Here is a 25,000-nt window from a genome sequence, read left to right on the forward strand (position 1 = left end):
ATGCGGATTCTGGGGGCATCGTTGGGGATCGGGCTTGCAGCTTGCTGCATCGCGTCTGCGCGCGCCCAGTCGATCAATCCCGGCGTGATCCAGAACGACGTCGACCGGCAGCGGCGGCAGCTCGAACAGCAGAGCGCGCCGCCCAAGCTCACCGGGCCGGCGGTGATCGGCGCCGAGCGGGAAAAGTCCCAGCTCCTGAAGCCGGGCGGGCCGAAATTTCGCCTGCGCAAGGTCACGTTCGACGAGTCCAAGTTCATCACGCCGGCGGAGCTGGATGAGATCGCGAAGAAGTATGTCGGCAAGGACGTCGACATCGCCTCGCTGTTGCAGCTCGTTGCCGACATCAATGCGGTCTATGCCGCGCGCGGCATCGTCACGGGCATCGCGACCCTGCCCGAGCAGGACGCCAAGGGCGGCGTCGTCCGCGTCAAGCTGACCGAAGGCCGGCTGCAGAAGACGACGGTCGAGGGCAACAAGCAGACCCGCACCGACTACATCCTCGATCGCGTGAAGGAGCCCGAAGGCGAGGTCCTCGACGTTCCAAAGCTCAACCGCGACGTGATCTGGTTCAACCGGACCAACGACGTCCAGATCAAGGCGCTGCTGCAGCCCGGCACGAGCTTCGGCCTCACCGACCTCCAATTCGCGGTGATCGAGCCGCCGGTCGACACCTTGCAGCTCTTCACCGACAACCAGGGTTCCGAGAACACGGGGCGTTGGGAAGGTGGTGCCTTCTACAAGCGCCACGGCCTGTTCGGCGTCGACGACCGCCTGACCTTCTACGGCGTCCGTTCCGACGGCAATCTCAACGGCAACGTCGCCTACAGCATCCCAGTCAATCCCTGGGGCGGCCGCGCCGGCGTCAGCTATACCGAAGGCAAGATCAAGATCGTCCAGGGACCGTTCGTCGCGCTCGACGTCACCGGCCGCTCGAGCCAGGCCGCTGTCAATTTCAGCCAGCCGGTCTGGGTGACGCAGGACTGGCTGGTGCTGCTCAACGCCGCCTTGACCGAGGGCAAGACCGTCAGCCGCTTTGCCACGGTCGCCGTCACCGACGACCACTACGACAAGACCACGGCCGGAATCTCGGTGACCAAGTCCGGCAACACCTATTCGATCACGGTCTCGCCGGCAGTGAACTACATCGCGTGGCATGACTATGTGCTCGGCAACAACCGCGCGTTCAACACCTATACCGGCTCGCTGATCGCGACGAGCGCTGCAGGGCCCCAGAACTTCAGCGCCAATGTGCTGGCGAGCTGGCAGTACACGCAGGAGAAGCTGCTGCCGGGCGATCAGATCTTCTCGATCGGCGGCCCCACCACCGTACGCGGTTATCCCTCCAATGCGGCCTCCGGCGACAGCGGCTATTATCTCAACGCCGAACTGCATTACAACTGGTCGCAATGGCTGAGGGGTTTCGACACCTACGTCTTCACCGACTGGGGTGCGGTGTATTCGACCTTCCCCGGCGTCACCGAAATGGCCTCTGTCGGCGTCGGCTTCTCCTGGACTTATGCGTCGTTCATGACGTTCGAGGCGAATTACGCGACGCCGCTGAAGATGGCGGTCTCGACCCAGAACCATTACGAGGCCTATGGCCGCGTCATCTTCCGGCCGCTGCTGATGTTCCAGAAGCCGGAGCCACCCGCGCCTGTGGCGGCGGTGGCCGGCAGGAGCAGGTCGTAGCGGAAGGATGTGCCGCTCTCTCCGCCGTCATTGCGAGGAGCCCTTGCGACGAAGCAATCCAGGGTCTTTTCGCGGAAAGATTCTGGATTGCTTCGCTTCGCTCGTAATGACGGAGGATGGATCGACTGCCGATATCTGACTGGCGAGCTGGGAGCGCGATCCGCTCAACGCCGCAACGTAAACTCATCCGCGCCGCGCCGGTGCTCCCATTTCGCCTGCTCCAGCTCGGGCTGGTCGCATTCGACTTCCGGATAGCCGATGCAGAGATAGGCGATGAACTTCCAGGTATCGGGCACGTCGAGAACGGCGTGGATACGATTCGGATTGAGGATCGAGATCCAGCCGATGCCGATGCTCTCTGCGCGTGCGGCGAGCCACATCGCGGTGATGGCAGCGACCACGGAATACTCGGTCGTTTCCGGCATGGTCGCGCGGCCTAGGCCGTGGCCGATGTCGCTGGCCTTGTCGGCGAACACGGCGAGGTGGCCGGGGGCCTGTTCGAGGCCCGACAATTTCAGCGTGGCGTAGCGGGCCGCACGTTCGCCGGAATAGCAGTTCAGCGCGTCGGCGTTGCACGCCGTGAAATCGTCGATGATGGCGCGACGTCGTGCAACATCATCGACGGTGACGAAGCGCCAGGGCTGGCTCAGGCCGACCGAAGGCGAGAGACAAGCGGTCTCGATCAGGCGATCGATGGCGCCGGCCGGCAGCGGGTCAGCTCGAAAGCGGCGGACGTCGCGGCGCCACACGAACAGCTCGCGCAAGTGCTGACGGAAGGTGTCGTCGAACTCGACCATGAGATCAGCCTCCCATCCGGAAGGATGCCGCGACCAGCAGAATGAGGATCTCGCCGATCTGCTCGAAGGCACCGAGGATGTCGCCGGTCTGCCCGCCGATCTGGCGCACGGCAAGCCGCGCCAGCAACAGGCCGGCGAGCGACAGCAGGATCAGGCCGACCAGCGCCTTGCCCGGCCCCAACGCGAGAGCGAGCGCGAGCGTTCCAAGAGCGAAGGCGACGGCGATGCTGCGGCCCGGCGGCGGTCCCGCGCTCGCCGACAGCCCGTCAGGCCGCGCTGGCGGTACCAATGACATGAAGGCCGGCACGCCGGCGCGGGCGGCGGCATGCGCTGACAACAGTGCAAATGCAACCAGCAAGGGATCGGCGATCGCTGCGAGTGCGCTCCAGCGCAGGCCGAACGACACAATCAGCGCGCAGACGCCGTAGGTCCCGATCCGACTGTCACGCATGATCTCGAGCTTGCGCTCGCGCGTGCGACCGCCGCCGAGCCCGTCGGCGGTGTCGGCGAGACCGTCTTCGTGCAGCGCGCCGGTGATGAGGGCGGTCGTCGCGAGTGCAAGCAGGGCAGCAATGTTCGGCGTCAGTCCGAAGCGGATGGCCACCTTGTACACGAAAGCGCCGGCAAGGCCGACCAGCAGTCCCGCGACGGGTAGTGCCCAGGTCGCGCGCGCGACGGCGCCGTCGCCTGCAGGCTTCGACGATGCGACGGGAAGGATCGTGACGAACGACGCTGCCATCCTGAGATCGGCGACGACGTCCTTGAAGAGCTCGGCGCGCGGCATCATTTCAATTTCATGGGCAAACCGGCGACGACGAACTCGACCTCGTCGGCGGCTTCGGCGATGATCTGGTTCATGATGCCGGCGGCGTCACGATAGCTGCGCGCCAGCGCGTTGTCGGGGACGATACCGAGACCGACCTCGTTGGTGACGAGGACGACCGGGCTTTTCAGGCGGGGCAGGGCGGCCGCGAGTTCGGTCACTTCACGCTCCCAGTCGCGTTCCGCATGCATCAGGTTGGAAAGCCACAGTGTCAGGCAGTCCACCAGCCGTGCGCCGCCGCCATCGCTTGCGATCAGCGCGGGCACGAGATCGAGCGGCACTTCGCGCTCGATCCAGTCGGTTCCGCGGCGCGCGCGGTGCTTTGCGATGCGCGCCTCCATTTCGGTATCGAGTGCCTCGGCCGTCGCGACATAGACGGGCTGCCCGGGAAAAGCGCGCGTGCGCGTTTCCGCACGCTTGCTCTTGCCCGATCGCGCTCCGCCGGTGATCAAGATGACGGCCATAAAGGTCTCCTGTGGGCCTGACTAATCACCAAACGCGGCCAAAGACAAAGCCGAAATCAGGCGGGTAGGGGCTTGCGCTTGGGACTTGCTTTGCGCAACAGGGGCGGGACAGGAGGCGTGTGTGGGCTTTGCGGGCGCGATGGTGGTGGCGATGGCGGTGGATGCCCTCCTGGGCTGGCCGTCGTGGCTGTTCGCGCGGATCGGTCATCCCGTGACCTGGTTGGGTCGGCTGATCGGTGCCATCGACATCACCTGGAACCGCTCGTCCGATCCGCCGGCATTTCGCCGCGCGGCTGGTGTCGCTGGCGCGCTTCTGGTGATTGCGCTCTCCGTCGCATTCGGCTGGAGGCTTCAGGCCTTGCTTTCCTCGGGTTGGATCCAGATCGTGCTGATCGGCATCCTGGCCTGGCCCTTGGTCGCTTCGCGCTCGCTACATGACCACGTCGCCGCCGTCGCGAATCCTCTGATGGCCGGTGACATCACCGCCGCGCGCGAGGCAGTCTCGCGCATCGTCGGCCGTGATCCCGCAGCGCTCGATGAAGCCGGGATCGCGCGCGCGGCGATCGAGAGCCTTGCGGAGAATGCCTCCGACGGCATCGTGGCGCCGGTGTTTTGGGGCGCGCTGCTCGGGCTGCCGGGCATCATCGGCTACAAGGCGATCAACACACTGGACTCCATGATCGGCCATCGCAGTGAACGGCACGAGGCCTTCGGCTGGGCGGCGGCGCGCATCGACGATGTCGCCAATTTCATTCCGGCGCGGCTGACCGGATGTCTGTTCGTGCTGCTGGCACCGCGGCGATCGGAGGCGCTGTCATGCATGACGCGCGATGCACGCCGTCACCGCTCGCCCAATGCCGGCTGGCCGGAAGCGGCCATGGCCGGCGCGCTCGGCGTCCGGCTCAGCGGCCCTCGCATTTATCACGGCAGCGCGACCGACGAGCCCTGGCTCAACGAAGGCGCACGCGATCCGCGCGCCGCTGATATCGCCGAGGCACTGACGGTCTACCGCCGCGCCATGGTGCTGCTCGCTGGCACCCTTGCGATCCTGGCCTTCGCGTGAAAGAACGGGGCATGCGCGAGCACGGTGGAAATCTGGATCTGGCACAGCAGCATTTTGGCGGGCGCGCGGAAGACTGGATTGACCTGTCGACAGGAATCAACCGGCTGCCTTACCCCGTGGCCGAGATCGATCCGCGCTATTGGAACGCACTGCCTTCGCGATCCGACCTCAACGCCCTGCATCAGGCGGCGCAGCAGGCCTATCGCACCAGCGCACCGATCGTTGCGATGGGCGGCGCGCAGGCTGCCATTCAATTGCTGCCGCAACTGGTGCCGACCGGCCGCGCGCGCATTCTCGCGCCGACCTATAACGAGTACGCAGGGGTTCTGTCGGCCGCAGGCTGGGATGTCCAGGAGGCCAGCGAGCTCGACGCGCTGGCAGGCGCGGATCTCGCCATCGTCGTCAATCCCAACAATCCCGGCGGTCAGCATCATGCACCGAAGGATCTGCTCGCACTGCTGCCGCGCGTCGGCCGCCTCGTCGTCGACGAGAGCTTTGTCGACGCCGTTCCGCTGCTGTCACTTGCATCGGAAGCCGGTCGGCCGGGACTGCTGATCCTGCGCTCGTTCGGAAAGTTCTATGGTCTTGCCGGCCTGCGGCTCGGCTTCGCGATCGGCAATGCCGCCGACATAGGCAAGCTTGCGTCGATGTCGGGTCCATGGCCGGTTTCGGGAGCGGCGATCGCGATCGGCTGTCGCGCGTTGCGTGACGACGCCTGGGCCGAGGCCACGTCAGCGCGACTCGCCCGGGACTGTGTTCGCCTCGATGCCATCGCGCACGCGCAAGGCTGGATGCTGCTTGGGGGGACGCCGCTGTTCCGTCTCTACGAGACGCCCGGCGCGCTCGCCGCGCAAGAGAGATTGGCACGAAGCCAGATCTGGTCGCGCGTCTTTGCACAAAGGCCGACATGGCTGCGCCTCGGGCTTCCGGGCAGCGAAGCCGAATGGACGCGGCTTGCCGAGGTGCTAGCGCGCTAGCGCGAGCAGTCCTTCCACGTCGAGATGCTTTTCGATGTGATCGGCCAGCGCATCGAGCGCGCTTTCGACCCTGGCTTGATAGGGCTCGCCACCTGCGGGAATGTCGAGCCTGGCCAGATAGGCCTTGCGGAAATCATCCGACGTGAACAGGCCGTGCAGATAGCTGCCCTGCACGCGGCCATCGCGCGAGATCGCGCCTTCTGGCTCGCCGTTCAGCTTCGCAAACGGGCGCGCGCGGTCCGGCCCGTCAGTGCGGCCGATGTGGATTTCGTACGCCTGGATTGGCTGGTCCGTGTCGGCATGCACGGCCGCGACACGCGTCAGCGTCTTCTGCGGACTCATCACCGTGTCCACGTCCAGCAGCCCGAGGCCCGGCGTGTCGCCTGCAGTGCCTTCGATGCCGTCAGGATCGGCGACGCTGCGTCCGAGCATCTGATAGCCGCCGCAGAGACCGAGCACATGGCCGCCCCTGCGGTGATGCGCGAGCAGATCGATGTCCCAGCCTTGCGCGCGCAGGAAGGCGAGATCGCCGCGGGTGGATTTCGAGCCAGGGATGATGACGAGGCGGACATCGCCCGGGATCGGCTCGCCCGGGCGCACCATCACGAGGTCGACGCCCGGCTCGAGCTTGAGCGGATCGAGATCGTCGAAGTTGGCGATCCGCGACAGCGCCAGGCAGGCGATCTTGCACTGGCCCGGCTTGCGCGCGTCGCTGAGGCCGAGCGCGTCCTCGGCCGGCAGCTCGCCGGCGCGCGCGAACCAGGGCAGCACGCCGAAGCCGAGCCAGGCCGTTCTTTGTTCGATCAGCCTGTAGCCGTCGTCGAACAGCGAGGGATCGCCGCGGAACTTGTTGATCACAAAACCCTGGATCATCGCGGCATCGTCGGGGTCGATCACCGTCTTGATCCCGACCAGCTGGGCGATGACGCCGCCGCGGTCGATGTCGCCGACCAGCACGACCGGCACGCCCGCCTTGCGCGCAAAGCCCATATTGGCGATGTCGGCCTTGCGCAAATTGACCTCGGCCGGACTGCCGGCGCCTTCCACCAGCACCAGATCGGCCCGCGCCTTCAGCCGCTCAAAGCTCTCCAGCACCGCGCCCATCAGTGAGGGCTTCATCGCGGCATAGTCGCGGGCACGCGCGGTCGCGATGCGCTTTCCGTGGACGATCACCTGCGCGCCGATGTCGGTCTCGGGCTTGAGCAGCACGGGGTTCATGTCGGTGTGCGGTTCGACGCCAGCGGCGAGGGCCTGCAACGCTTGTGCGCGGCCGATCTCGCCGCCATCAACGGTGACGGCGGCATTGTTCGACATGTTCTGCGGCTTGAACGGGAGCACGCGCAGGCCGCGCCGCGTGAGGGCGCGCGCGAGACCGGCGACGATGAGCGACTTGCCCACGTCCGAGCCGGCCCCCTGGATCATCAGCGCGCGTGCCATCGAATCAGAACTCGACGCCGGCCTGTGCCTTGATGCCGGAGCGGAAGGGATGTTTCACCAGCGTCATCTCGGTGACGAGATCGGCGATCTCGATCAGCTCGTCCTTGGCGTTGCGGCCGGTGAGGACGACATGCGTCATCGGCGGCTTCGAGGTGGTCAGAAACGCGACGATCTCGGCGATGTCGAGATAGTCGTAGCGCAGCGCGATGTTGATCTCGTCGAGCACGACCATGCGCAGGCTCTCATCGAGGATCAGCTCCTTGGCCTTCTCCCAGCCGGCGCGCGCGGCGGCGATGTCGCGGGCGCGGTCCTGCGTCTCCCACGTAAAACCTTCGCCCATGGCGTGGAACTGGCAGAGGTCGCCGAAATGGCCGGTGAGCAGGCGCCGCTCGCCGGTATCCCAGGCGCCCTTGATGAATTGCACGACCGCGCAGGGAAAGCCGTGCGCGACGCAGCGGACGATCATGCCGAAGGCCGACGAGGACTTGCCCTTGCCGGCCCCGGTGTGGACGATGATGAGGCCCTTTTCGCCGCTCTTGGTCGCCATGATCTTGTCGCGGGCGGCCTTCTTCTTCGCCATTTTCGTGGCGTGGCGGGCGTCGGTTTCTTCGGCCGTTTTTGTATCCGGTTCAGGCGTCATCGGGTCCCGGTCCTTCGGCTTGACAAGTGGCGGCCACCGGCAAATGGTGGCCCGGCGTTGGTTCCTGTCCTATGACAGGCGAAGAGGGAATGCGATAGGGTCCGAATCGGCAAGATTTGGGTCCAAAATGCAGCCGCCCCCGCGACCGTGACCGGAGAGATGTCCGAAGCCACTGATTCCCTCAGGGAATCGGGAAGGCGGGGATCGAAGGGGAAAACCCTGCTCCGCAAGCCGGGAGACCTGCCAGCGCGGACGAGTTTTGGACCGGCGGACGGGGTGTTCCGCGACGGGGAAAACGGGCCTCCAAAAGAGCGGTCCGTGTGCCTCATCGCCTCCCGCTGTTATCTGGAAGAGGCGATGACCGTCACACTTCACGTCTGCATCACCTGCCGTGCCGGCGAGACGCCTGGCGAGGGCGAGGCGACGCCCGGCAAGCGCCTGCATGGGGCGATCCTCGACGCGGGCGTGCCCGAGGGTGTCAATGTGGTTCCCGTCGAATGCCTGTCGGCATGCAACCAGGGTTGCTCGGTCGCGCTGAGCGCGCCCGGCCGGTGGTCTTACGTCTATGGCCGCCTCTCGGATGCAAATGCGCAGGATGTGGTCGCGGGCGCCGCGGCCTATGCGGCCGCGCCTGACGGCCTTGTGCCCTGGCGCAGCCGGCCGGAAATATTCCGCAAGCAGTCGCTTGCCCGCATTCCCCCCATTGCCGTCGTGCCGGAGGCCGCCGAATGAACTCGCTCGCAAAAGTCCCGGTTACGGTGGTCACGGGTTTTCTCGGCTCGGGCAAGACGACGCTGATCCAGCATCTGCTCAGCAATGCCGGCGGCAAGAAGCTCGCGGTGCTCGTCAACGAGTTCGGCAGTGAGGGCGTCGACGGCGAGATCTTGAAATCCTGCGCCGACGCCAATTGCCCGGAGGAGAACATCGTCGAGCTCGCCAATGGCTGCATCTGCTGCACCGTTGCTGACGATTTCATTCCGACCATGGAAAAACTACTGGCGCGGCCCGTGCGGCCCGATCACATCCTGATCGAGACCTCGGGCCTGGCGCTGCCCAAGCCGCTGCTTAAGGCATTCGACTGGCCGGAGATCCGTTCGCGCATCACCGTCGACGGCGTGATCGCGCTCGCGGATGCCGAGGCTGTCGCCGCTGGCCGCTTTGCGCCGGATCCTGACGCCGTCGAAGCGCAGCGCGCGGCGGACGAGAATTTGGACCACGAGACGCCGCTGTCGGAGGTGTTCGAGGATCAGATCGCCTGCGCCGACATCGTGCTGCTGACCAAGGCCGACCTCGCTGGCGCGGCGGGACTTGAAGCGGCCAAGGCTGCCATCACCGCCGAGATGCCGCGCCGCGTGCCGATGCTCCCCGTGACCGACGGTGCGATCGATGCGCGCGTCATCCTCGGTCTTGGCGCTGCCGCCGAGAACGATCTCGCCGCGCGTCCCTCGCATCATGACGGCGAGGAAGAGCACGAGCACGATGATTTCGCCTCGGTCGTGGTCGACCTTCCGGAAGTCGCCGACGTCGATGCGCTGGTCGCATCCGTCCAGAAGCTGGCGCGCGAGCAGAACGTGCTGCGCGCTAAGGGCTACATCGCGGTCGCGGGCAAGCCGATGCGGCTGCTGCTGCAGGCGGTCGGCGAGCGCGTGCGCCACCAGTTCGACAAGCCCTGGGGCGCAGGTCACAGGCGGTCGAAGCTCGTCGTGATCGGCGAGCACGGCGATATCGACGAGGCCGCCATCAAGGCAGGACTAGGTATCTGATGCACGTCGTCTTCCGCGAGAGCCGCGGTCTGGAGGAGACCGCGACGCCAAGGGATATCGGCCAGGACCCGGCCGATCTCGTGGTGCTCTCGTATTCGGATTCCGATCTTGCGGCGTTCGCAGCCGGCTGGCGGCGTGGCCGCGAGAGCCTGCCGTCGCTGCGGCTCGCCAATCTCGCGGAGCTGCGTCATCCGCTGTCAGTGGACACCTATATCGAGCGCACGCTGTCTCAGGCGCGTGGCATTCTGGTTCGTCTGATTGGTGGTGAGTCCTACTGGCCGTATGGTCTGGCTGTGCTCCAGCAGCTCGCCAAGGACCGTGGCATTGTGCTGGCCGTGCTGCCGGCCGACGGCCGCGACGACCCGCGGCTCGATGCATACTCGACCCTGCCGGTCTCGACGCTGCGCCGGCTCAAGGTGCTCTGCGACACCGGCGGACCGGTCGCCGCGCAAGCCGCGATCGCACAGCTCGCGCTGGCCTCGGGACTCTATGCCGGGCCTGTTATCGGCGAGACGACCGTGCCCGAGATGGGGTTCTACGATCCCGCCCGCGGCGTCATTGCTGCACCGGCGCACGGCGAGGGCAAGCCGCGTGTGCTGGTAACGTTTTATCGCTCATATCTCACCGCTGCGGACACGGACCCGGTCGATGCCCTGATCGCAGCGCTGCGCGGGCGCGGCTTTGAAGCCTGCGGCGTGTTCGTGACCTCGCTGAAGGCCGCGGGCGTCGCGGATTGGTTGCGGGCGCATCTTGCGCAAAATCCTCCCGCCGCGATCGTCAACGCGACGGCGTTCTCCGCGGCTGGCGACGACGGCACGACGCCGTTCGATGCCGCATCGTGCCCGGTGTTCCAGGTCGCGCTCTCCACGGCCCGGCGCGAGGATTGGGCGGAGTCGCTGCGCGGCCTGTCGCCCGGCGATCTCGCGATGCATGTGGTGCTGCCCGAGGTCGACGGCCGTCTGTTCGCGGGCGTGGTGAGCTTCAAGTCGGCAGCCGGGCGCGATCCCGATCTGCAGTTCGCACACCTGGCGCATCGCGCCGATGAGGCGCGCGTGACAGCCGCCGCCGCGCGCGTCGCGGCCTGGCGGAGCCTTGCGGTGAAGCCGGTTGCCGAGAAGCGGCTGGCGCTCGTGCTCTCGAACTATCCGGGCCGGCCGCACCAGATCGCGCATGCGGTCGGGCTCGATGCGCTGGCCTCGGTCGAGGCGTTGGTGTCCGATCTCGCTGAGGCCGGCTTCGATGTTGCGCCGGTCCATGCGCTCGGCGAGGCGCTGCTGAGGCAGCAGCTCACCTGGGGCATCGCCGATTATCGCGCGGCGATTTCGCGCCTGCCGCAAGTTTTGCAGGATGATCTTGCGCAAGCCTGGGGCGCGCCGGAGAGTGATCCGAGCTGCCGCGACGGCGCGTTTCATTTCGCCGCGATCCAATGCGGCCGATCGATCATCGCGGTTCAACCGGAACGCGGCGATGCGACCACGCGCGATACCGATTATCACGATCTCGCCCGCACGCCGCGTCACGCCTATGTCGCGTTCTATCTCTGGCTTCGGCAGCAGGCCTGTGACGCCGTCGTGCACATGGGCGCACATGGCACGCTGGAATGGCTGCCCGGGAAATCCGTGGCGCTGTCGTCCGCGTGCTGGCCGGAAGCCCTGATCGGCGATCTTCCAATCATCTATCCCTTCATCGTCAACGATCCCGGCGAGGCCGCGCAGGCCAAGCGGCGCTTGGGGGCCGTCACCATTGGCCATCTGCCGCCGCCGCTCACCGCATCCGCCGTGCCCGAAGGCTTGCGCCGGCTCGAACAGCTCCTCGACGAATATTCGACCGCCGATGGTCTCGATCCCGCGCGCCGTCAGCGATTGATCGCAGCGATCCGTGATGAGGCGCGCGTGGCGGGCCTCGAGGACGATCTCGGTTTGGATGCCTCGGCCGCGCCCGCCGAAGCCATTCCGCGGATCGATCGCTTCGTCTGCGATCTCAAGGAAAGCCAGTTCGGCGACGGCCTGCATGTGTTCGGCCGCGGCGCCTGCGGCGATGCGGAGCGCGACGCGTTGCGTTCGGCACTTGCCGGCAAGCGCGTTGCGCCGGGACCGTCGGGCTCGCCCTATCGCGGCCGTCAGGACGTGTTGCCGACCGGACGCAATCTCTTTGCCGTCGATCCGCGCGCGGTGCCGACGCCGTCGGCGCATGCGCAGGGCATCAAGCTTGCCGAAGAGCTGCTGCGCCGCCATCTGCAGGATCATGGCGACTGGCCGAAGGGCCTCGTGGTCGATCTCTGGGGCTCTGCAACGATGCGCACCGCGGGCGAGGAATTTGCGATGGCGCTGCATCTGGCCGGCCTTGCGCCGCGCTGGGATCACGCCTCCGGCCGCGTCATCGGATACGACATCGTCGCGCCGGCCGAGCTCGGCCGTCCCCGCATCGATGTCACGTTGCGGGTGTCGGGCCTCTTCCGCGACGTCTTCTCAGGCCTTGCGCAATTGTTCGAGGCCGCCTCCGAAGCGCTTGCGACGCGCGAGGACGAGGGCGACGAGAATCCGTACCGCCACCGCGCCTCCCGCGTGTTCGCGCCGCGTCCCGGACAATACGGCGTCGGTCTATCGGCGATCCCCGATGCCTTCACGCCCGAGACACGCGAAGCCGCGGGCGAAGCCTGGTTGTCGGCATCGTCCTGGGCGTTCTCGGCCGACGGCGAGATGCAGCCAAATCGCGCCGGCATCGAGCAGCGCCTTGCTTCGGCTGATGGCTTTGTCCATGTCCAGGACTTGCCGGAAACTGATCTGTTGCTCGCGGCCGATTATGCCGCGCATGAAGCCGGCGTTGCGGCGGCTGCAGCGCATCTCGGCGCGGCAGGACCCTCGCTCTATCACCTCGACACGACGCGTCCCGAGCAGCCCCACGCGCGCACGCTGACCGAGGAGATCTCGCGCGTCGTCCGAGCGCGCGCCACCAACCCGGCGTGGATTGCCGGCATGATGCGTCATGGTTTTCGCGGCGCCGCCGAGATCACTGCGACGCTGGAGCATATGGCCGCTTTCGCTCATCTGGCCGGTGCCGTGCCGCCGCATCTGTTCGATCTCTACTATGATGCGACGCTCGGCAATGACGACGTCCGCGTCTTCATGGCACGTGAAAATCCGTCCGCTCTCGCCGCGATGGAAACCTGTTTCGCGCGCCTGCACGATGCGGCGCTTTGGCAAACGCGCCGCAATTCGATCGCGGCGGCGCTGCGGGAGGCCTCATGAGCGCGGCCACGGTCAAGGGCTGGTGTCCCGGCGCGCTGCGCCCGATGCTCTCGGGCGACGGGCTCGTGGTGCGCGTGCGTCCGTTCGGTGGGCGGCTCGAAGCACCACAAATCACAGGACTTGCCGAGCTCGCCGGGCAACACGGCAATGGTCTGATCGACGTGACGAGCCGTGCCAATCTGCAGATCAGGGGCGTCAGTGAAGAAGGCCATCGGCCGTTGATCGACGGCCTTGCGCGACTGGCGCTGCTCGATCCGGATCCGGCGACGGAAGCCCGTCGCAACATCCTCGTCACGCCGTTCTGGCGCGCTGGCGACGCGACTCAATCGCTAGCAGCCGAGCTCGAAGAAGCGCTCGAGGATAACGCGCTCGCGCTTCCAACGAAGTTCGGCTTCGCGATCGATGACGGGACCTCGCGCGTGCTCGCCGGCGATTCCGCCGACATACGCATCGAGCGTGATCGCACAGGCGGTCTGCTGGTGCGGGCCGACGGCGCAAAGCTCGGCCGCTCCGTCGCACGTGGAGAGGCCGTGAGCACGGCGCTCGCGCTCGCAAGCTGGTTCCTGGTCTCCGGCGGCGCGACGGGCGGCCGAGGGCGCATGGCGGCCCACGTCGCCTCCGGCGCGGCATTGCCTCAATCGCTGCGCGGCGAGACCGAGCCCGCGCCCGTGATGGCCGCCTCGCGCCCCGGGCACTATCCGCAAGGCGCCATGGTGGGTGTCGCGTTCGGGCAGATGCTGCACACGACGCTGCGTCAGTTCGCCGGGTGCGGTCATGCGCTGCGCATGACGCCCTGGCGGATGGTGATGAGCGAGGGCAAGCGCGAGATGCCGAGCGCGCCGGGCCTCATCACCGAGCCGTTCGATCCCGCGTTGCGCGTCATCGCCTGCAGCGGCGCACCGCGCTGCCGCGAAGCCCATGCCGATACGCGCGCGCTCGCAGCAGCGCTCGCCCCGCGCATCGCCGCCGATACGCGGCTGCACGTCTCCGGCTGCGGCAAGGGCTGTGCCCATTCCGGCACGGCCGCGGTCACGCTGGTGGCGACCCGTGCCGGATTCGATCTCGTCCGTGACGGCTCGATCCGCGACGAGCCGGTGTTGCGCGGCCTGAACGGCGCCGACATCGTCAGCGATCCCTCCATCCTGGTGGGAGGGAACTGATGCCGCACACTTACGAGACCGATGGCGCTGCGATCTACCGGCAGTCCTTTGCGACCATCCGCGCCGAAGCCGATCTCGCGCGCTTTTCGCCCGACGAGGAGCAAATCGTGGTGCGGATGATCCATGCCGCCGGCATGGTGGGTCTTGAGGCGCATATCCGCTTCACTCAGGGCATGGCGATCGCTGCGCGCGCCGCCTTGCAGAAGGGCGCGCCGATCCTCTGCGACGCGCGCATGGTCTCGGAAGGGATTACGCGCGCAAGGTTGCCCGCAGCCAATGCTGTGATCTGCACGCTTGGCGACGAGACCGTGCCTGCACTCGCACAATCCATGCGCAACACCCGCTCGGCCGCGGCGCTGGAGCTGTGGCGGCCGCATCTCGATGGCGCGGTGGTTGCGATCGGCAATGCGCCGACCGCACTGTTTCATCTGCTCAACATGCTGGAGGACCGCGACTGCCCGCGGCCTGCGGCGATCATCGGCTGTCCCGTCGGCTTTGTCGGCGCGGCCGAGTCCAAGGCCGCGCTGATGGCCGATCCGCCCGTGCCGGCGCTGACGGTCCAGGGCCGCCTCGGCGGCTCCGCGATCACGGTTGCCGCCGTGAACGCGCTGGCGAGCCGGAGCGAATAGCGATGGGACGCATCATCTGCTGCGGTCTCGGCCCCGGCGATCCTGATCTGATGAGCGTGCGCGCCGATCGCACCGTGCGCGCCGCACGGCACGTCGCTTATTTCCGCAAGAAGGGCAGGTCGGGTCAGGCGCGCCGCATCGTCGAAGGCATCCTGGCTGCTGATGTCACCGAATATCCGATGGAGTATCCGGTCACCACGGAGATCGCATTCGACAGTCCCGAATATGTTCAGTTGCTGGCCGGCTTCTATGACGAATGGGCCGAGCGTCTGGCGCGGCTGGCGCGCGCCGTCGATGTCGTCGTGCTTTGCGAGGGCGATCCCTACTTCTACGGCTCCTTCATGCATCTGCACACGCGCCTGCAGGGCCGCGTCGAGATCGAGGTGATCGCGGGCATTCCCGGCATGGTCGGCTGCTGGAATGGTGTCGGACAGCCGATCGCGCTCGGCGATGACGTGACGACGGTGCTGATGGGGACGCTGGCTGAAGACGAGCTCGAGCGGCGTATGCGCGATTCCGATGCGCTCGTCGTCATGAAGACCGGCCGCAATCTCGCAAAGGTGCGCCGTGCGCTCAGCTCTGCCGGCCGGCTCGACGATGCCTGGCTGGTGGAGCGCGGCACCATGCCGGGCGAGCGCGTGGTGCGGCTCGCCGAGGTCGATGGCGCGGACTGTCCCTATTTCGCGATCGTGCTGGTGCACGGCAAGGGCCGGCAGCTGGACGCCGCCGAATGACGGGCACGCTGACCATCGCGGGCCTCGGGCCGGGCAGCGATGCGCTGGTGACGCCCGAGGTCACGGCCGCGCTGGCTTCCGCAACCGACATTCTGGGTTACGCGCCCTATGTCGCGCGCGTGCCGCCGCGTGCTGGGCTTAAGCTGCATCCCTCGGATAACCGCGAGGAGCTGCAGCGCGCGAGCGAAGCCCTGCGGCTTGCGTCCGAAGGCGGGCAGGTCGTCGTCGTCTCCTCCGGCGATCCCGGCGTCTTCGCGATGGCCTCTGCCGTGTTCGAGGCGCTCGAACAGGCGCCGCAATGGCGGGATCTTTCGATTCACGTGCTGCCTGGCATCACCGCGATGCTGGCGGCGGCCGCACGCGTGGGCGCGCCGCTCGGCCATGATTTCTGCGCCATCAATCTCTCCGACAATCTCAAGCCGTGGGCAGTCATCGAGAAGCGGCTGCGGCTCGCCGCCGAAGCCGATTTTTCGATTGCGATGTACAATCCGCGCTCGGCAAGCCGGCCCGAAGGATTCGGCCGCGCGCTTGCGCTGCTGAAGGACGCCGGCTGCGGCGAGCGCCTCGCGATTTTTGCACGCGCGATCAGCGCTTCTGACGAGAGGATCGAGACTGTCACGCTGAACGAAGCCCGGCCCGAGATGGCCGACATGCGGACGCTGGTGATCGTCTGCAATTCGCAGACGCGCCGCGTCGGCCGCTGGGTTTATGCGCCGAGGCGGGTAGAATGACCGAGCCACTGCATCACCTCGGTCACGCTCTCAACCCGTCGGCGCGCGGGCCGCTCCGGCCGCGAGATCATGATCACGGGCAGGCCGAGCATGCGCGCCGCGTCGATCTTGGCGCGCGCGCCATCGCCGCCGGAATTGCGGGCGACGATCCAGCCGATGCCACGCGTACGCATCAGATCAAGCTCACTGTCGAATGTGAACGGCCCGCGCGACACGATCACATCGGCGGCGAAGGGCAGCGGCGCCTCCGGCGGATCGACGAACCGCAGCGTATAGGTGTGCTGCGGTTTACTCGCGAACGGCGCGATATGCTGGCGGCCGATGGCGAGGAACACTTTTGCGGGCGCCTCGGGCAGCGCGGCGACCGCGGCATCGACATTGGCGATTTCAATCCAGATGTCGTCGGGCATTCTGGTCCAAGGCGCGCGTTCGAGGGCGATCAGCGGCGTGCTCGTCTGCGCGCATGCCTCGACCGCATTGCGGCTCATCTCCGCGGCGAAAGGATGGGTCGCGTCGATCACGTGCGTGATGCCTTCGCGGCGGATGTAATCGGCCAGTCCGCTAACGCCGCCGAAGCCGCCGATGCGGGTCGGCAGCGGCTGATCCGCAGGCGCGCGGGTGCGACCGCCATAGGAGTAGACGGCCTCGATGCCTGCTCGCGCGATCGCCGCGGCGAGCAAGCTCGCATCGGCAGTTCCGCCCAGAATGAGGGCGCGCGTCATGGCTGATCCCTTGGCTGATCCCTGGCTGACCATCATTGGTATTGGCGAAGATGGCCTTGCCGGGCTGTCCGAAGCAAGCCGAAAGGCGCTCAATGAGGCCGAAACCGTCTTCGGTGGTGAACGGCATCTCGCGCTTGCCGGCGTCGGCAGCCGCGGCCGTCCGTGGCCGGTGCCGTTCGACGCCGATATCGTTCTGAGCAGCCGCGGCAGGCCGACGGCGGTGCTCGCCTCCGGTGATCCGTTCTGGCATGGCGCCGGTGCAGGTCTTGCCGAGAAGCTCGGAGGGGACGAGTGGATCGCGCATCCGGCACCGTCGACCTTCTCGCTCGCGGCAGCGCGTCTGGGCTGGCGTTTGGAGTCCGTGACCTGCATCGGGCTTCATGCCGCGCCGTTCGAGCGTCTCGTGCCGCATCTGGCGCGGGATGCACGCATCATCTGCCTGGTACGCGACGCAGCGGCGGTCGACGATCTCGCGAAATGGTTGACCGAACGCGGATGGGGCGCTTCACTCTTGTGGACCCTCGTGGCACTTGGCGGCCCACGGGAATACATTGATCAGCATCGCGTCGATCTCTTTGCTGATGATATCGCTGGAAATCTGGTTGCGGTAGCGCTGCTGGCTAGGGGCACGCAAGGCATGCCCCGCAGCTCGGGCCTGTCAGACGATCTGTTCATCCATGACGGCCAGATCACCAAGCGGCCGGTGCGCGCGCTGGCGCTGTCGGCGCTGGCGCCGCGTCCGGGCGAGCGACTGTGGGATATCGGCGCCGGCTCGGGGTCGATCTCGGTCGAGTGGGCGCTGTGCGGCGGGACGGCGACTGCGATCGAGGCGCGCGAGGAACGCACCGCAAACATCCGCAGCAATGCAGCGGCGTTTGGACTTTCGCACCGGATCACCGTCGTCAAAGGGAGGGCGCCCGAGGCTGTTGCTGCCCTGGAAGCACCGGATGCGGTCTTCATCGGCGGCGGCCTCGATAGCGCGATGTTCGACGAGATCTGGTCGCGGCTTGCGCCGGGCACGCGGCTGGTTGCACATTCAGTCACATTGGAGACGGAAGCGTTGCTCGGCGATCTGCACCAGCGCTACGGCGGCGAGCTGATGCGGGTCGACATCGCTTATGCTGGCCCGCTCGGCCGCTACCGCTCCTGGGAGACGGCACGGCCGGTGGTGCAGTGGAGTACGGTCCGATGAAGGTGGCCGGGTTTGGGTTCAGGAGAGATGTCAGTCTCGCTTCGCTGCGCGAAGCACTGCTGGCGGCGGGTGATCCCGAAGGTCTTATGGCGATTGCAACCGTTAGCGACAAGGCTGATGCGGAGCCGCTGCAGGAGCTCGCGCGTGAGTGCGGTGTGCCGATCAAGGCTGTTCCAGCCGACATGTTGGCCGGTATCGCCACGCCGACCCAGTCCAATCTCGTGACGGAGAAGTTCGGCACCGGATCGGTCGCCGAAGCAGCAGCTCTCGCTGCGGCCGGGCCTCGTGCACGGCTGATTTCGACACGCGTTGTCTCGCAGGATCGCACGGCGACGGCCGCGATCGCGGAAGGAGACGGCGCATGACGGTGCATTTCATTGGCGCGGGGCCGGGCGCTCCCGATCTGCTGACGTTGCGGGGGCGCGACCTGATCGCGGCCTGTCCGGTCTGCCTCTATGCCGGCTCGCTGGTCCCCGAGGGCGTGCTGGCGCATTGCCCGCCCGGCGCGCGCATCGTCAATACCGCGCCGCTGTCGCTCGACGAGATCATCGCCGAGATCGCCGCCGCGCATGCGGCGGGCAAGGACGTTGCTCGCCTGCATTCGGGCGATCTCTCGATCTGGTCGGCGATGGGCGAGCAGCTCCGCCGCCTGCGCGCATTTGGCATTCCGTTCACTGTGACGCCTGGTGTGCCGTCCTTCTCCGCCGCAGCGGCAGCGCTCGAGGTCGAGCTGACGCTGCCGGGCCTTGCCCAGACAGTTGTGCTGACGCGCACGCCGGGCCGCGCCAGCGCGATGCCCGAGCGCGAGAAGTTGGCAGCCTTCGCCGCGACCGGTGCAGTGCTCGCGATTCATCTGTCGATCCATCTGCTCGACAAGGTCGTCGCCGAGCTCGCGCCGCATTACGGCGCGGAGTGTCCGGTCGCGATCGTCTGGCGCGCGAGCTGGCCGGATCAGCGCATCATCCGCGCCACGCTGGCTACGCTCGATGCTGCCGTCGGCACCGAGATGGAGCGCACCGCGATCATTCTGGTCGGCAAGACGCTCGGCGCTGCGGATTTCGACGAGAGCCGCCTTTACGCCGCCGATTACGATCGCCGCTATCGGCCGGTCGGCGCCGAGCCGCGTTTTCCGGAGGGCTCGTGATGGCGGCAGGCCTCGTCATCTCCGCACCGGCCTCCGGCGTCGGCAAGACCACGCTGACGCTGGCGCTCGCGCGCGCCTGGCGCCATCGCGGCTTGAACGTGCAGTGCTTCAAGAGCGGTCCCGATTACATCGATCCCGCCTTCCACGCCGCCGCCACGGGGCGCGCTTCCGTCAACGTCGATAGCTGGGCGATGGATCGCGGGGCGATCTCGCATCTCGTCAGCCGCGGCGCGGACGCCGATGTCGTGCTTGCCGAGGGATCGATGGGCCTGTTCGACGGCGTCGCCGCGCGCGGTGTTTCCGGCACCGGTGCCACCGCCGACATTGCGGAGATGCTGGGCTGGCCGGTGGTGCTGGTGATCGATCCTTCCGGACAAGCGCAGACCGCGGCGGCGATCGCCGCGGGTCTTCGTGATTATCGCCCCGGCGTACGGCTCGCCGGCGTCGTGCTCAACCGCGTTGCCAGCCCGCGCCACGAAGACCTCGTGCGGCGTGCGCTCAGCGACGCCGGCATTGCCGTGTTCGGCGCGCTGCCGCGCCATGCCGAGATCAGCCTGCCGAAGCGGCATCTCGGCCTGGTGCAGGCCGAGGAGCAGGCCGAGATCGGCAAGCTGATCGACGAGGCCGCGCGCTTCGTTGCCGAGCATGTCGATCTCGATGCGGTGCTGCGATCGGCTGCGTCCTGGACACCACAACCCGCCGCGAATGGGCTGAACGTGACGCCGCCGGGCCAGCGCATCGCGCTCGCGCGCGATGCGGCGTTCTCTTTCGTCTATCCGCACATGCTGGAAGCCTGGCGCGGGGCGGGCGCGGAGATCTCGACATTCTCGCCGCTCTCCGATGAAGCGCCCGACGCGAGCGCCGATGTGTGCTGGCTGCCCGGCGGTTATCCCGAGCTGCATGCCGGCAAGATCGCGGCCAATACGCGTTTTCGCAGCGGCCTGCGCGCCTTCGCCGAAACGCGACCGGTGCACGGCGAATGCGGAGGCTATATGGTGCTGGGAACCGCTTTGACCGATGCGGACGGTGTTCGCCATGAGATGACAGGCCTGCTTGGCCTCGAGACCAGCTTTGCCAAACGTCGCATGCATCTCGGTTATCGTCTCGCGACGCTGGCCGCGCCGATGCCGGGACATCGCCCCAGTGCACGTCTGCGCGGCCATGAGTTCCACTATTCGACCATTCTTGCCCAGCCTGATACGCCGCTGGCAGTCGTGCACGATGCAACCGGCGCGGTCATTGCCGAGACCGGCTCGCAGCGCGGCCACGCCACCGGCACGTTCTTTCATCTGATCGCGGAGGACCGGTGAGCGGATTCGTCTCCTTCATCTCCGCCGGCCCCGGCGACCCCGAGCTTCTCACGCTCAAGGGCGCCGCGCGGCTGCGCGAGGCCGACGTCGTGCTCTATGACGATCTCGCCTCCGGCGCGATCCTTGATCTCGCCCGGCCCGGCGCCAATCTCGTCGCGGTGGGGAAACGGGCAGGGCGTCCCTCGACCAAGCAGCACCACGTCAACCGCCTGCTGATCGACTATGCCGCAACAGGTGCGCGCGTGGTTCGGCTCAAGTCGGGCGATGCCGGCATTTTCGGCCGGCTCGAGGAGGAGCTGGAGACGCTGCGTGAGGCCGGCATCGGCTACGAGATCGTCCCGGGCGTCACATCGGCCTGCGTTGCCGCGGCGCAAGCCGGCATCCCCCTGACCCGGCGCCACACCTCGCGCCGGGTGCAATTCGTCACCGGCGCTGATGTCACCGGCGAGTTGCCGCCGAATCTGAATTGGGCGGCCCTGGCCGATCCTGAGGCGACGACCGTGGTCTATATGGGTCGGCGCACCTTCCCCGCGCTTGTGGCAAAGTTGATCGCGCACGGCCTCGCTGCGGATACCCCCGCGCTGTTCGCCGAATCTCTCGGCCGCCCGGACGAACGGCTGGTCCGCACCACCATCGCCGAGCTTGCCGAGCAGCTTGCGCGCGGCGGCGCCGCCTCGACGGCCGCCGTGATCCTGTTTGGGGCGCTGGCGGGGGATTATCCGTCATGACAGCCTTGGCCGCCGTTCGCCCCTTGACGCAGGCTCAGCGAAAGGGGCACACAAGAGAGGCATGGTGCTCGACGCGGCGCAAAGCGCCGGAGCATAATCGGGAATGGGGGTGGGCGGACCCAGTTGCGGCGCCCAAAACCCCAGCCGCCCCCGCGACTGTAAGCGGTGAGGGACTCCGATCAGCCACTGGGCCGCAAGGTCCGGGAAGGCCGGAAATCCGGGGGAACCGCGAGCCAGGAGACCGGCCCTGCACGTTTTGAGGCCAAGGCCGTCGGGTGTGACGGCAGGAAGGAATTGAGCCATGCATATCGAACCCGGGGTCGTGACGGGCGCCAAGCTCGTGTTGAGTTACGCAACCGGCATCGCCGCAGGCGGCGTTGCGCTGAAGCTCGCGGTGGAGACCGTGCGTGAGCAGGGCATCACGTCGTTCGCAGCGCGGACGCTCGCCACCACAGTCCTTGTGTTCATCTTCTTCGAGATCCTGCCGCACTTCCCGGTCGGCGTCTCCGAGGTGCACTTCATTCTCGGCTCGACACTGTTCCTGCTGTTCGGCGCAGCGCCCGCGGCTTTCGGCCTCGCATTTGGCCTGCTGCTCCAGGGCGTATTCTTCGAGCCGGTCGACATCCCGCAATACGGCATGAACGTCACGACGCTGCTGGTGCCGCTGTTCGCGATCCAGGCGATCGCCGCACGGATCATCTCGCGGAACGCCGCCTATGTCGATTTGAAGTATCGGCAGGCATTGGCGCTCTCGACGACCTACCAGGCCGGCGTGATCGCCTGGGTGGCGTTCTGGGCGCTCTATGGCTCGGGCTTTGCGATGAGCAACCTCGCCAACATCGCGACGTTCGCGGCGTCCTATGCGCTGGTCATCGTGATCGAGCCACTCGCCGATCTCGCGGTGCTGGCACTGGCGAAGTCGCTGCGCGGCGTCACCGCGCCCGGTCTCGTCACCCCGCGCCTGCATAACGCGGCCTGAGAGACAAGCGAACGGGCGGCCAGCAGGGCCGCCCGTCGCGTTTCGCGATGCTCACGCTCTCTTTGATAGGCATCGGTTGCGGCGATCCCGACCAGCTGACGCGCGCCGCTGTTCAAGCGATCAACGCCGCCGATCTCGTCCTGATCCCGCGCAAGGGAACGGCGAAGTCCGATCTCGCCGATCTCAGGCGGACGATCTGCGCGGATGTGCTCACCAGCGATAACACAGCCATCGCTGAGTTCGACCTTCCCGTACGCGACGTCGCTGAAGCTGACTACCGCAAGGGCGTGGACGATTGGCACGATGAGGTTGCCGCGACTTGGTCGAAAGCGATTGCGAACCATCTCGAAGGCGAGGGCAAGGTTGCGCTGCTGATCTGGGGCGATCCTTCCCTCTATGACTCCTCGCTGCGCATTGCGCGGCGGCTCAATCCCCTGCCTGACATCGAGGTCGTGCCCGGCATCACCTCGATCCAGACGCTGTGCGCGGCGCATGCGCTGCCGCTCAACGACATCGGCGAGCCCTTTCTGGTCACGACGGGGCGGCGTTTGCGCGAAGGCGGCTGGCCGGCGGGTGTGGATACCGTGGTGGTGATGCTCGACGGCGGCACGGCATTCCAGTCGCTTGATCCAGCCGGGATTCAAATCTATTGGGGCGCCTATCTCGGCATGCCCGATCAGATCGTCATGTCCGGCGTGCTCGCCGAGGTTGGCCCGCGCATCGTTGCGGCGCGGCAGGAAGCGCGCGAGCGGCATGGCTGGATCATGGACAGCTACATTCTCAAGCGCAGGCCGTAAGCGAGGCAGCATGCTCCCCGAATGGGTCACCCGAAATTGCCCCGATGTCTCCGCCGTGCATCGCGAGGCCGCGATCGCACGGCAGGCGCAACTGACAAAGCCGACCGGTGCACTCGGCCGGCTGGAGCAGCTCGCAATCGAGCTTGCGGGCCTGCAGGCGACCGAACAGCCGCGTGCCGCACGGGTGCCGATCATTGTCTTCGCCGGCGACCACGGCATCGTCGCGCAGGGCGTCTCGGCCTATCCGCAAGCCGTGACCATCGCGATGATGGCGAATTTTGCCTCCGGCGGCGCCGCGATCTCGGTGCTGGCGCGCGAGCTTGGCTCGAGCCTGGACGTCGTCGATGCCGGCACGCTGGCAACAGAGGCGATGGCGGGTGTCATCTCCGACAAGCCGCGCCATGGCACGCGCGATTTCAGCGTCGAAGCCGCGCTCGCACCCGCCGAGCTGGCGTATGCCTTCGAGGTCGGCCAGCGCGCGGTTGCGCGCGCGCAAGCCAATCAGCCCGATCTCTTGATCTTCGGCGAGATGGGGATCGGCAACACGACGACGTCGGCGGCGATTGCTGCAGGCCTGCTCGGCATCAGCGCCGAAGAGATCGCGGGCAGCGGCACCGGCGTCGATGCGGCCGGCCGCGCACATAAGGCCCGCGTGATCGACGCGGCGATCGCGCGTCACGGCGTTGGCAGCGCCTCGCCCGAAAAAATCCTGTGTGCCGTCGGCGGCCTCGAGATCACGGCGATCTCAGGTGCGATCATTGCGGCGGCGCAGCGCCGTATTCCCGTATTGATCGATGGCTTCATCGTCTCGGTGGCGGCGCTCGCAGCAGTGCGGCTCAATCCGTCGTGCCGGCCGTTCCTGCTGCCGTCGCATCAATCGGCGGAGCAGGGGCATCGGCTGGTGCTGCGCGCGCTGAACGTGCAGCCCTTGATCAGCCTCGATCTCCGGCTCGGCGAGGGATCGGGCGCCGCCATCGCGCTGCCGCTGGTGCGGCTCGCCTGTAGCCTTCACAACGGCATGGCGACGTTCGCGCAGGCCAATGTGCCTGACAGACCTAACTGATCCGCCGATTGACGGAGACGACGCGCCAGCCGGCCGCGAGGCGATCGATCCGGGTCAGCGACAGCGGATCGACCACGAAGCGCAAGGCGGCCTGCGGCGTCAGATCCAGCGCGATGCAGAGCGCGGCGCGGATGGTGCCGGAATGCACGACGAGCGTGGCCGATCCGGCTGCGATCCGCGACAGACCCAGCCGGACACGCGCGACCTGATCCGCAAAGCTTTCGCCGCCCGGCGGCCGTCCGCCAGCCGGATCGCTCCAGAACTGCGCATAGGCCTCACCGCGGGTCGCCTCGAGTTGGTCATGGCGATGGCCGGTCCAGTCACCAAAATCCTGCTCGCGGAATTCACTGACCAGCTTCGGTTCGAGTCCCAGCGCGCGTGCCGTCTCGATCGTGCGCCGCGACGGGCTGGCATAGCCGGCGGCATCCGGTGGCAGGCGCCGTCGCACAGCGTCCAGTTGCACGCGATCGCTGAGATCGGCCGGCGCGTCGGCGGCATGGATGGCGCCTGTGACGCCCGCGACGGGCGCGTGCCGTATCAACCAGAGGAAGGTCTCGCCTTCCATGCTCATCTCCAAGGAAGTTGGTCGTTGTGGCCATAACGCCGCAACTGGCACATTGACTCTGTTGTGATGGTAATCCTAGATGCTCGCGACGGTTTCCCCGAGAGGGGATGAAAAGGGAATACGGTGCGGGAACATTGTCCCCAACGCCGTGGCTGCCCCCGCAACTGTGAGCGGATAATCCTTCGTCAGAAGCCACTGGGTCCTCGGTCCCGGGAAGGCGACGAAGTGGTGATGACCCGCGAGCCAGGAGACCTGCCGTCAGCCGTGGTCACACGCGAAGATGTCGGTCGGGGAGTACAGACATTCGGCTTCATCGGACGGCTGAAGAGCCAAAAGGTGAGACCT

General features: G+C 67.1%; 25 protein-coding genes and 3 riboswitches. Of the genes, 18 read left to right on the forward strand and 7 right to left on the reverse strand.

The window, feature by feature from the left end; genetic code table 11:
- Positions 1-1,689, forward strand: coding sequence for a ShlB/FhaC/HecB family hemolysin secretion/activation protein (locus tag GGD66_RS19900; protein ID WP_183258735.1), 1,689 nt, complete (start codon positions 1-3; stop codon positions 1,687-1,689).
- Between the two features lie 164 nt (positions 1,690-1,853).
- On the opposite strand, the gene bluB is transcribed toward GGD66_RS19900, so the two are convergent.
- From bluB to cobU, 3 genes are read right to left on the reverse strand one after another with little or no spacing between them, the layout of a single operon-like run.
- The gene (bluB, locus tag GGD66_RS19905) at positions 1,854-2,486 is read right to left on the reverse strand and encodes a 5,6-dimethylbenzimidazole synthase (RefSeq protein ID WP_183258736.1); all 633 of its coding nucleotides are present in this window, start codon (positions 2,484-2,486) and stop codon (positions 1,854-1,856) included.
- Positions 2,487-2,490: 4 nt separating this feature from the next.
- On the reverse strand, positions 2,491-3,273 hold the full coding sequence (cobS, locus tag GGD66_RS19910) for an adenosylcobinamide-GDP ribazoletransferase (RefSeq protein ID WP_018315951.1): 783 nt from the start codon (positions 3,271-3,273) through the stop codon (positions 2,491-2,493).
- Entirely contained in the window at positions 3,270-3,773 is a 504-nt protein-coding gene (gene cobU / locus GGD66_RS19915) for a bifunctional adenosylcobinamide kinase/adenosylcobinamide-phosphate guanylyltransferase (RefSeq protein ID WP_183258737.1), read from the reverse strand. Before cobU ends, cobS begins: the two co-directional genes overlap by 4 nt.
- Before the next feature lie 121 nt (positions 3,774-3,894).
- Here cobU and cbiB point away from each other — a divergent pair, with 121 nt between their 5' ends.
- Positions 3,895-4,836, forward strand: coding sequence for an adenosylcobinamide-phosphate synthase CbiB (gene cbiB / locus GGD66_RS19920; protein ID WP_183258738.1), 942 nt, complete (start codon positions 3,895-3,897; stop codon positions 4,834-4,836).
- An 11-nt stretch (positions 4,837-4,847) separates the two neighbouring features.
- Positions 4,848-5,813 (forward strand): threonine-phosphate decarboxylase CobD, encoded by a 966-nt coding sequence (cobD, locus tag GGD66_RS19925; RefSeq protein WP_183258739.1) that lies wholly within the window; start codon positions 4,848-4,850, stop codon positions 5,811-5,813.
- Here the strand turns inward: cobD and GGD66_RS19930 are convergent.
- Both GGD66_RS19930 and cobO read right to left on the reverse strand, forming a co-directional pair.
- Positions 5,802-7,250 carry a cobyric acid synthase gene (locus tag GGD66_RS19930; RefSeq protein WP_183258740.1) on the reverse strand — a complete coding sequence of 483 codons (1,449 nt, stop codon included), beginning with the start codon at positions 7,248-7,250 and terminating at the stop codon, positions 5,802-5,804. The two genes, cobD and GGD66_RS19930, sit on opposite strands and share 12 nt — an antisense overlap.
- Positions 7,251-7,254: 4 nt before the next feature.
- Positions 7,255-7,890, reverse strand: a complete 636-nt coding sequence (gene cobO, locus GGD66_RS19935) for a cob(I)yrinic acid a,c-diamide adenosyltransferase (RefSeq protein WP_183258741.1) — start codon at positions 7,888-7,890, stop codon at positions 7,255-7,257.
- A 41-nt stretch (positions 7,891-7,931) separates the two neighbouring features.
- Positions 7,932-8,153: riboswitch (cobalamin riboswitch) on the forward strand.
- A gap of 94 nt (positions 8,154-8,247) precedes the next feature.
- Here cobO and GGD66_RS19940 point away from each other — a divergent pair.
- The 7 genes from GGD66_RS19940 to cobJ are packed head-to-tail and all read left to right on the forward strand — an operon-like array spanning position 8,248 to position 16,155.
- Positions 8,248-8,622, forward strand: coding sequence for a DUF1636 domain-containing protein (locus GGD66_RS19940; protein ID WP_018315957.1), 375 nt, complete (start codon positions 8,248-8,250; stop codon positions 8,620-8,622).
- Positions 8,619-9,653, forward strand: a complete 1,035-nt coding sequence (cobW, locus tag GGD66_RS19945) for a cobalamin biosynthesis protein CobW (protein WP_183258742.1) — start codon at positions 8,619-8,621, stop codon at positions 9,651-9,653. The genes GGD66_RS19940 and cobW overlap by 4 nt, the downstream gene beginning before the upstream one ends.
- Positions 9,653-12,901, forward strand: coding sequence for a cobaltochelatase subunit CobN (gene cobN, locus GGD66_RS19950; RefSeq protein WP_183258743.1), 3,249 nt, complete (start codon positions 9,653-9,655; stop codon positions 12,899-12,901). The genes cobW and cobN overlap by 1 nt, the downstream gene beginning before the upstream one ends.
- Positions 12,898-14,061 (forward strand): precorrin-3B synthase, encoded by a 1,164-nt coding sequence (gene cobG, locus GGD66_RS19955; RefSeq protein WP_183258744.1) that lies wholly within the window; start codon positions 12,898-12,900, stop codon positions 14,059-14,061. Before cobN ends, cobG begins: the two co-directional genes overlap by 4 nt.
- Positions 14,061-14,690, forward strand: coding sequence for a precorrin-8X methylmutase (locus GGD66_RS19960; protein WP_183258745.1), 630 nt, complete (start codon positions 14,061-14,063; stop codon positions 14,688-14,690). The genes cobG and GGD66_RS19960 overlap by 1 nt, the downstream gene beginning before the upstream one ends.
- Positions 14,691-14,692: 2 nt before the next feature.
- On the forward strand, positions 14,693-15,424 hold the full coding sequence (locus GGD66_RS19965; RefSeq protein WP_183258746.1) for a precorrin-2 C(20)-methyltransferase: 732 nt from the start codon (positions 14,693-14,695) through the stop codon (positions 15,422-15,424).
- The gene (gene cobJ / locus GGD66_RS19970; protein ID WP_183258747.1) at positions 15,421-16,155 is read left to right on the forward strand and encodes a precorrin-3B C(17)-methyltransferase; all 735 of its coding nucleotides are present in this window, start codon (positions 15,421-15,423) and stop codon (positions 16,153-16,155) included. Before GGD66_RS19965 ends, cobJ begins: the two co-directional genes overlap by 4 nt.
- Here the strand turns inward: cobJ and GGD66_RS19975 are convergent.
- Entirely contained in the window at positions 16,131-16,877 is a 747-nt protein-coding gene (locus GGD66_RS19975) for a cobalt-precorrin-6A reductase (protein WP_183258748.1), read from the reverse strand. The genes cobJ and GGD66_RS19975 overlap by 25 nt on opposite strands.
- A gap of 10 nt (positions 16,878-16,887) precedes the next feature.
- On the opposite strand from GGD66_RS19975, the gene cbiE reads away from it, so the two are divergent.
- The 8 genes from cbiE to cobT all read left to right on the forward strand — a co-directional run bounded on the left by cbiE (position 16,888) and on the right by cobT (position 24,090).
- The gene (cbiE, locus tag GGD66_RS19980) at positions 16,888-18,069 is read left to right on the forward strand and encodes a precorrin-6y C5,15-methyltransferase (decarboxylating) subunit CbiE (protein ID WP_183258917.1); all 1,182 of its coding nucleotides are present in this window, start codon (positions 16,888-16,890) and stop codon (positions 18,067-18,069) included.
- Positions 18,066-18,434, forward strand: a complete 369-nt coding sequence (locus GGD66_RS19985; protein WP_183258749.1) for a cobalamin biosynthesis protein — start codon at positions 18,066-18,068, stop codon at positions 18,432-18,434. The genes cbiE and GGD66_RS19985 overlap by 4 nt, the downstream gene beginning before the upstream one ends.
- Complete coding sequence (gene cobM / locus GGD66_RS19990) at positions 18,431-19,213, forward strand: precorrin-4 C(11)-methyltransferase (protein WP_183258750.1); 783 nt, start codon at positions 18,431-18,433, stop codon at positions 19,211-19,213. The genes GGD66_RS19985 and cobM overlap by 4 nt, the downstream gene beginning before the upstream one ends.
- The gene (locus tag GGD66_RS19995; RefSeq protein WP_183258751.1) at positions 19,213-20,523 is read left to right on the forward strand and encodes a cobyrinate a,c-diamide synthase; all 1,311 of its coding nucleotides are present in this window, start codon (positions 19,213-19,215) and stop codon (positions 20,521-20,523) included. Before cobM ends, GGD66_RS19995 begins: the two co-directional genes overlap by 1 nt.
- Positions 20,520-21,251, forward strand: a complete 732-nt coding sequence (gene cobA / locus GGD66_RS20000) for a uroporphyrinogen-III C-methyltransferase (protein WP_183258752.1) — start codon at positions 20,520-20,522, stop codon at positions 21,249-21,251. Before GGD66_RS19995 ends, cobA begins: the two co-directional genes overlap by 4 nt.
- A 45-nt stretch (positions 21,252-21,296) precedes the next feature.
- A riboswitch (cobalamin riboswitch) is annotated at positions 21,297-21,516 on the forward strand.
- 36 nt (positions 21,517-21,552) lie between these two features.
- The gene (locus GGD66_RS20005; RefSeq protein WP_183258753.1) at positions 21,553-22,230 is read left to right on the forward strand and encodes an energy-coupling factor ABC transporter permease; all 678 of its coding nucleotides are present in this window, start codon (positions 21,553-21,555) and stop codon (positions 22,228-22,230) included.
- Positions 22,231-22,277: 47 nt separating this feature from the next.
- Complete coding sequence (gene cobF, locus GGD66_RS20010) at positions 22,278-23,027, forward strand: precorrin-6A synthase (deacetylating) (RefSeq protein WP_183258754.1); 750 nt, start codon at positions 22,278-22,280, stop codon at positions 23,025-23,027.
- 10 nt (positions 23,028-23,037) lie between these two features.
- A complete protein-coding gene (cobT, locus tag GGD66_RS20015) occupies positions 23,038-24,090 on the forward strand; it encodes a nicotinate-nucleotide--dimethylbenzimidazole phosphoribosyltransferase (protein WP_183258755.1) in 1,053 nt (350 codons plus the stop codon).
- Here cobT and GGD66_RS20020 read toward each other — a convergent pair.
- Complete coding sequence (locus GGD66_RS20020) at positions 24,083-24,655, reverse strand: histidine phosphatase family protein (RefSeq protein ID WP_183258756.1); 573 nt, start codon at positions 24,653-24,655, stop codon at positions 24,083-24,085. The genes cobT and GGD66_RS20020 overlap by 8 nt on opposite strands.
- Positions 24,656-24,727: 72 nt before the next feature.
- Positions 24,728-24,930, forward strand: a riboswitch (cobalamin riboswitch).
- Positions 24,931-25,000: the final 70 nt, after the last annotated feature.

Source organism: Bradyrhizobium sp. CIR48 (genome assembly GCF_014198315.1).
Classification (GTDB): domain Bacteria; phylum Pseudomonadota; class Alphaproteobacteria; order Rhizobiales; family Xanthobacteraceae; genus Bradyrhizobium.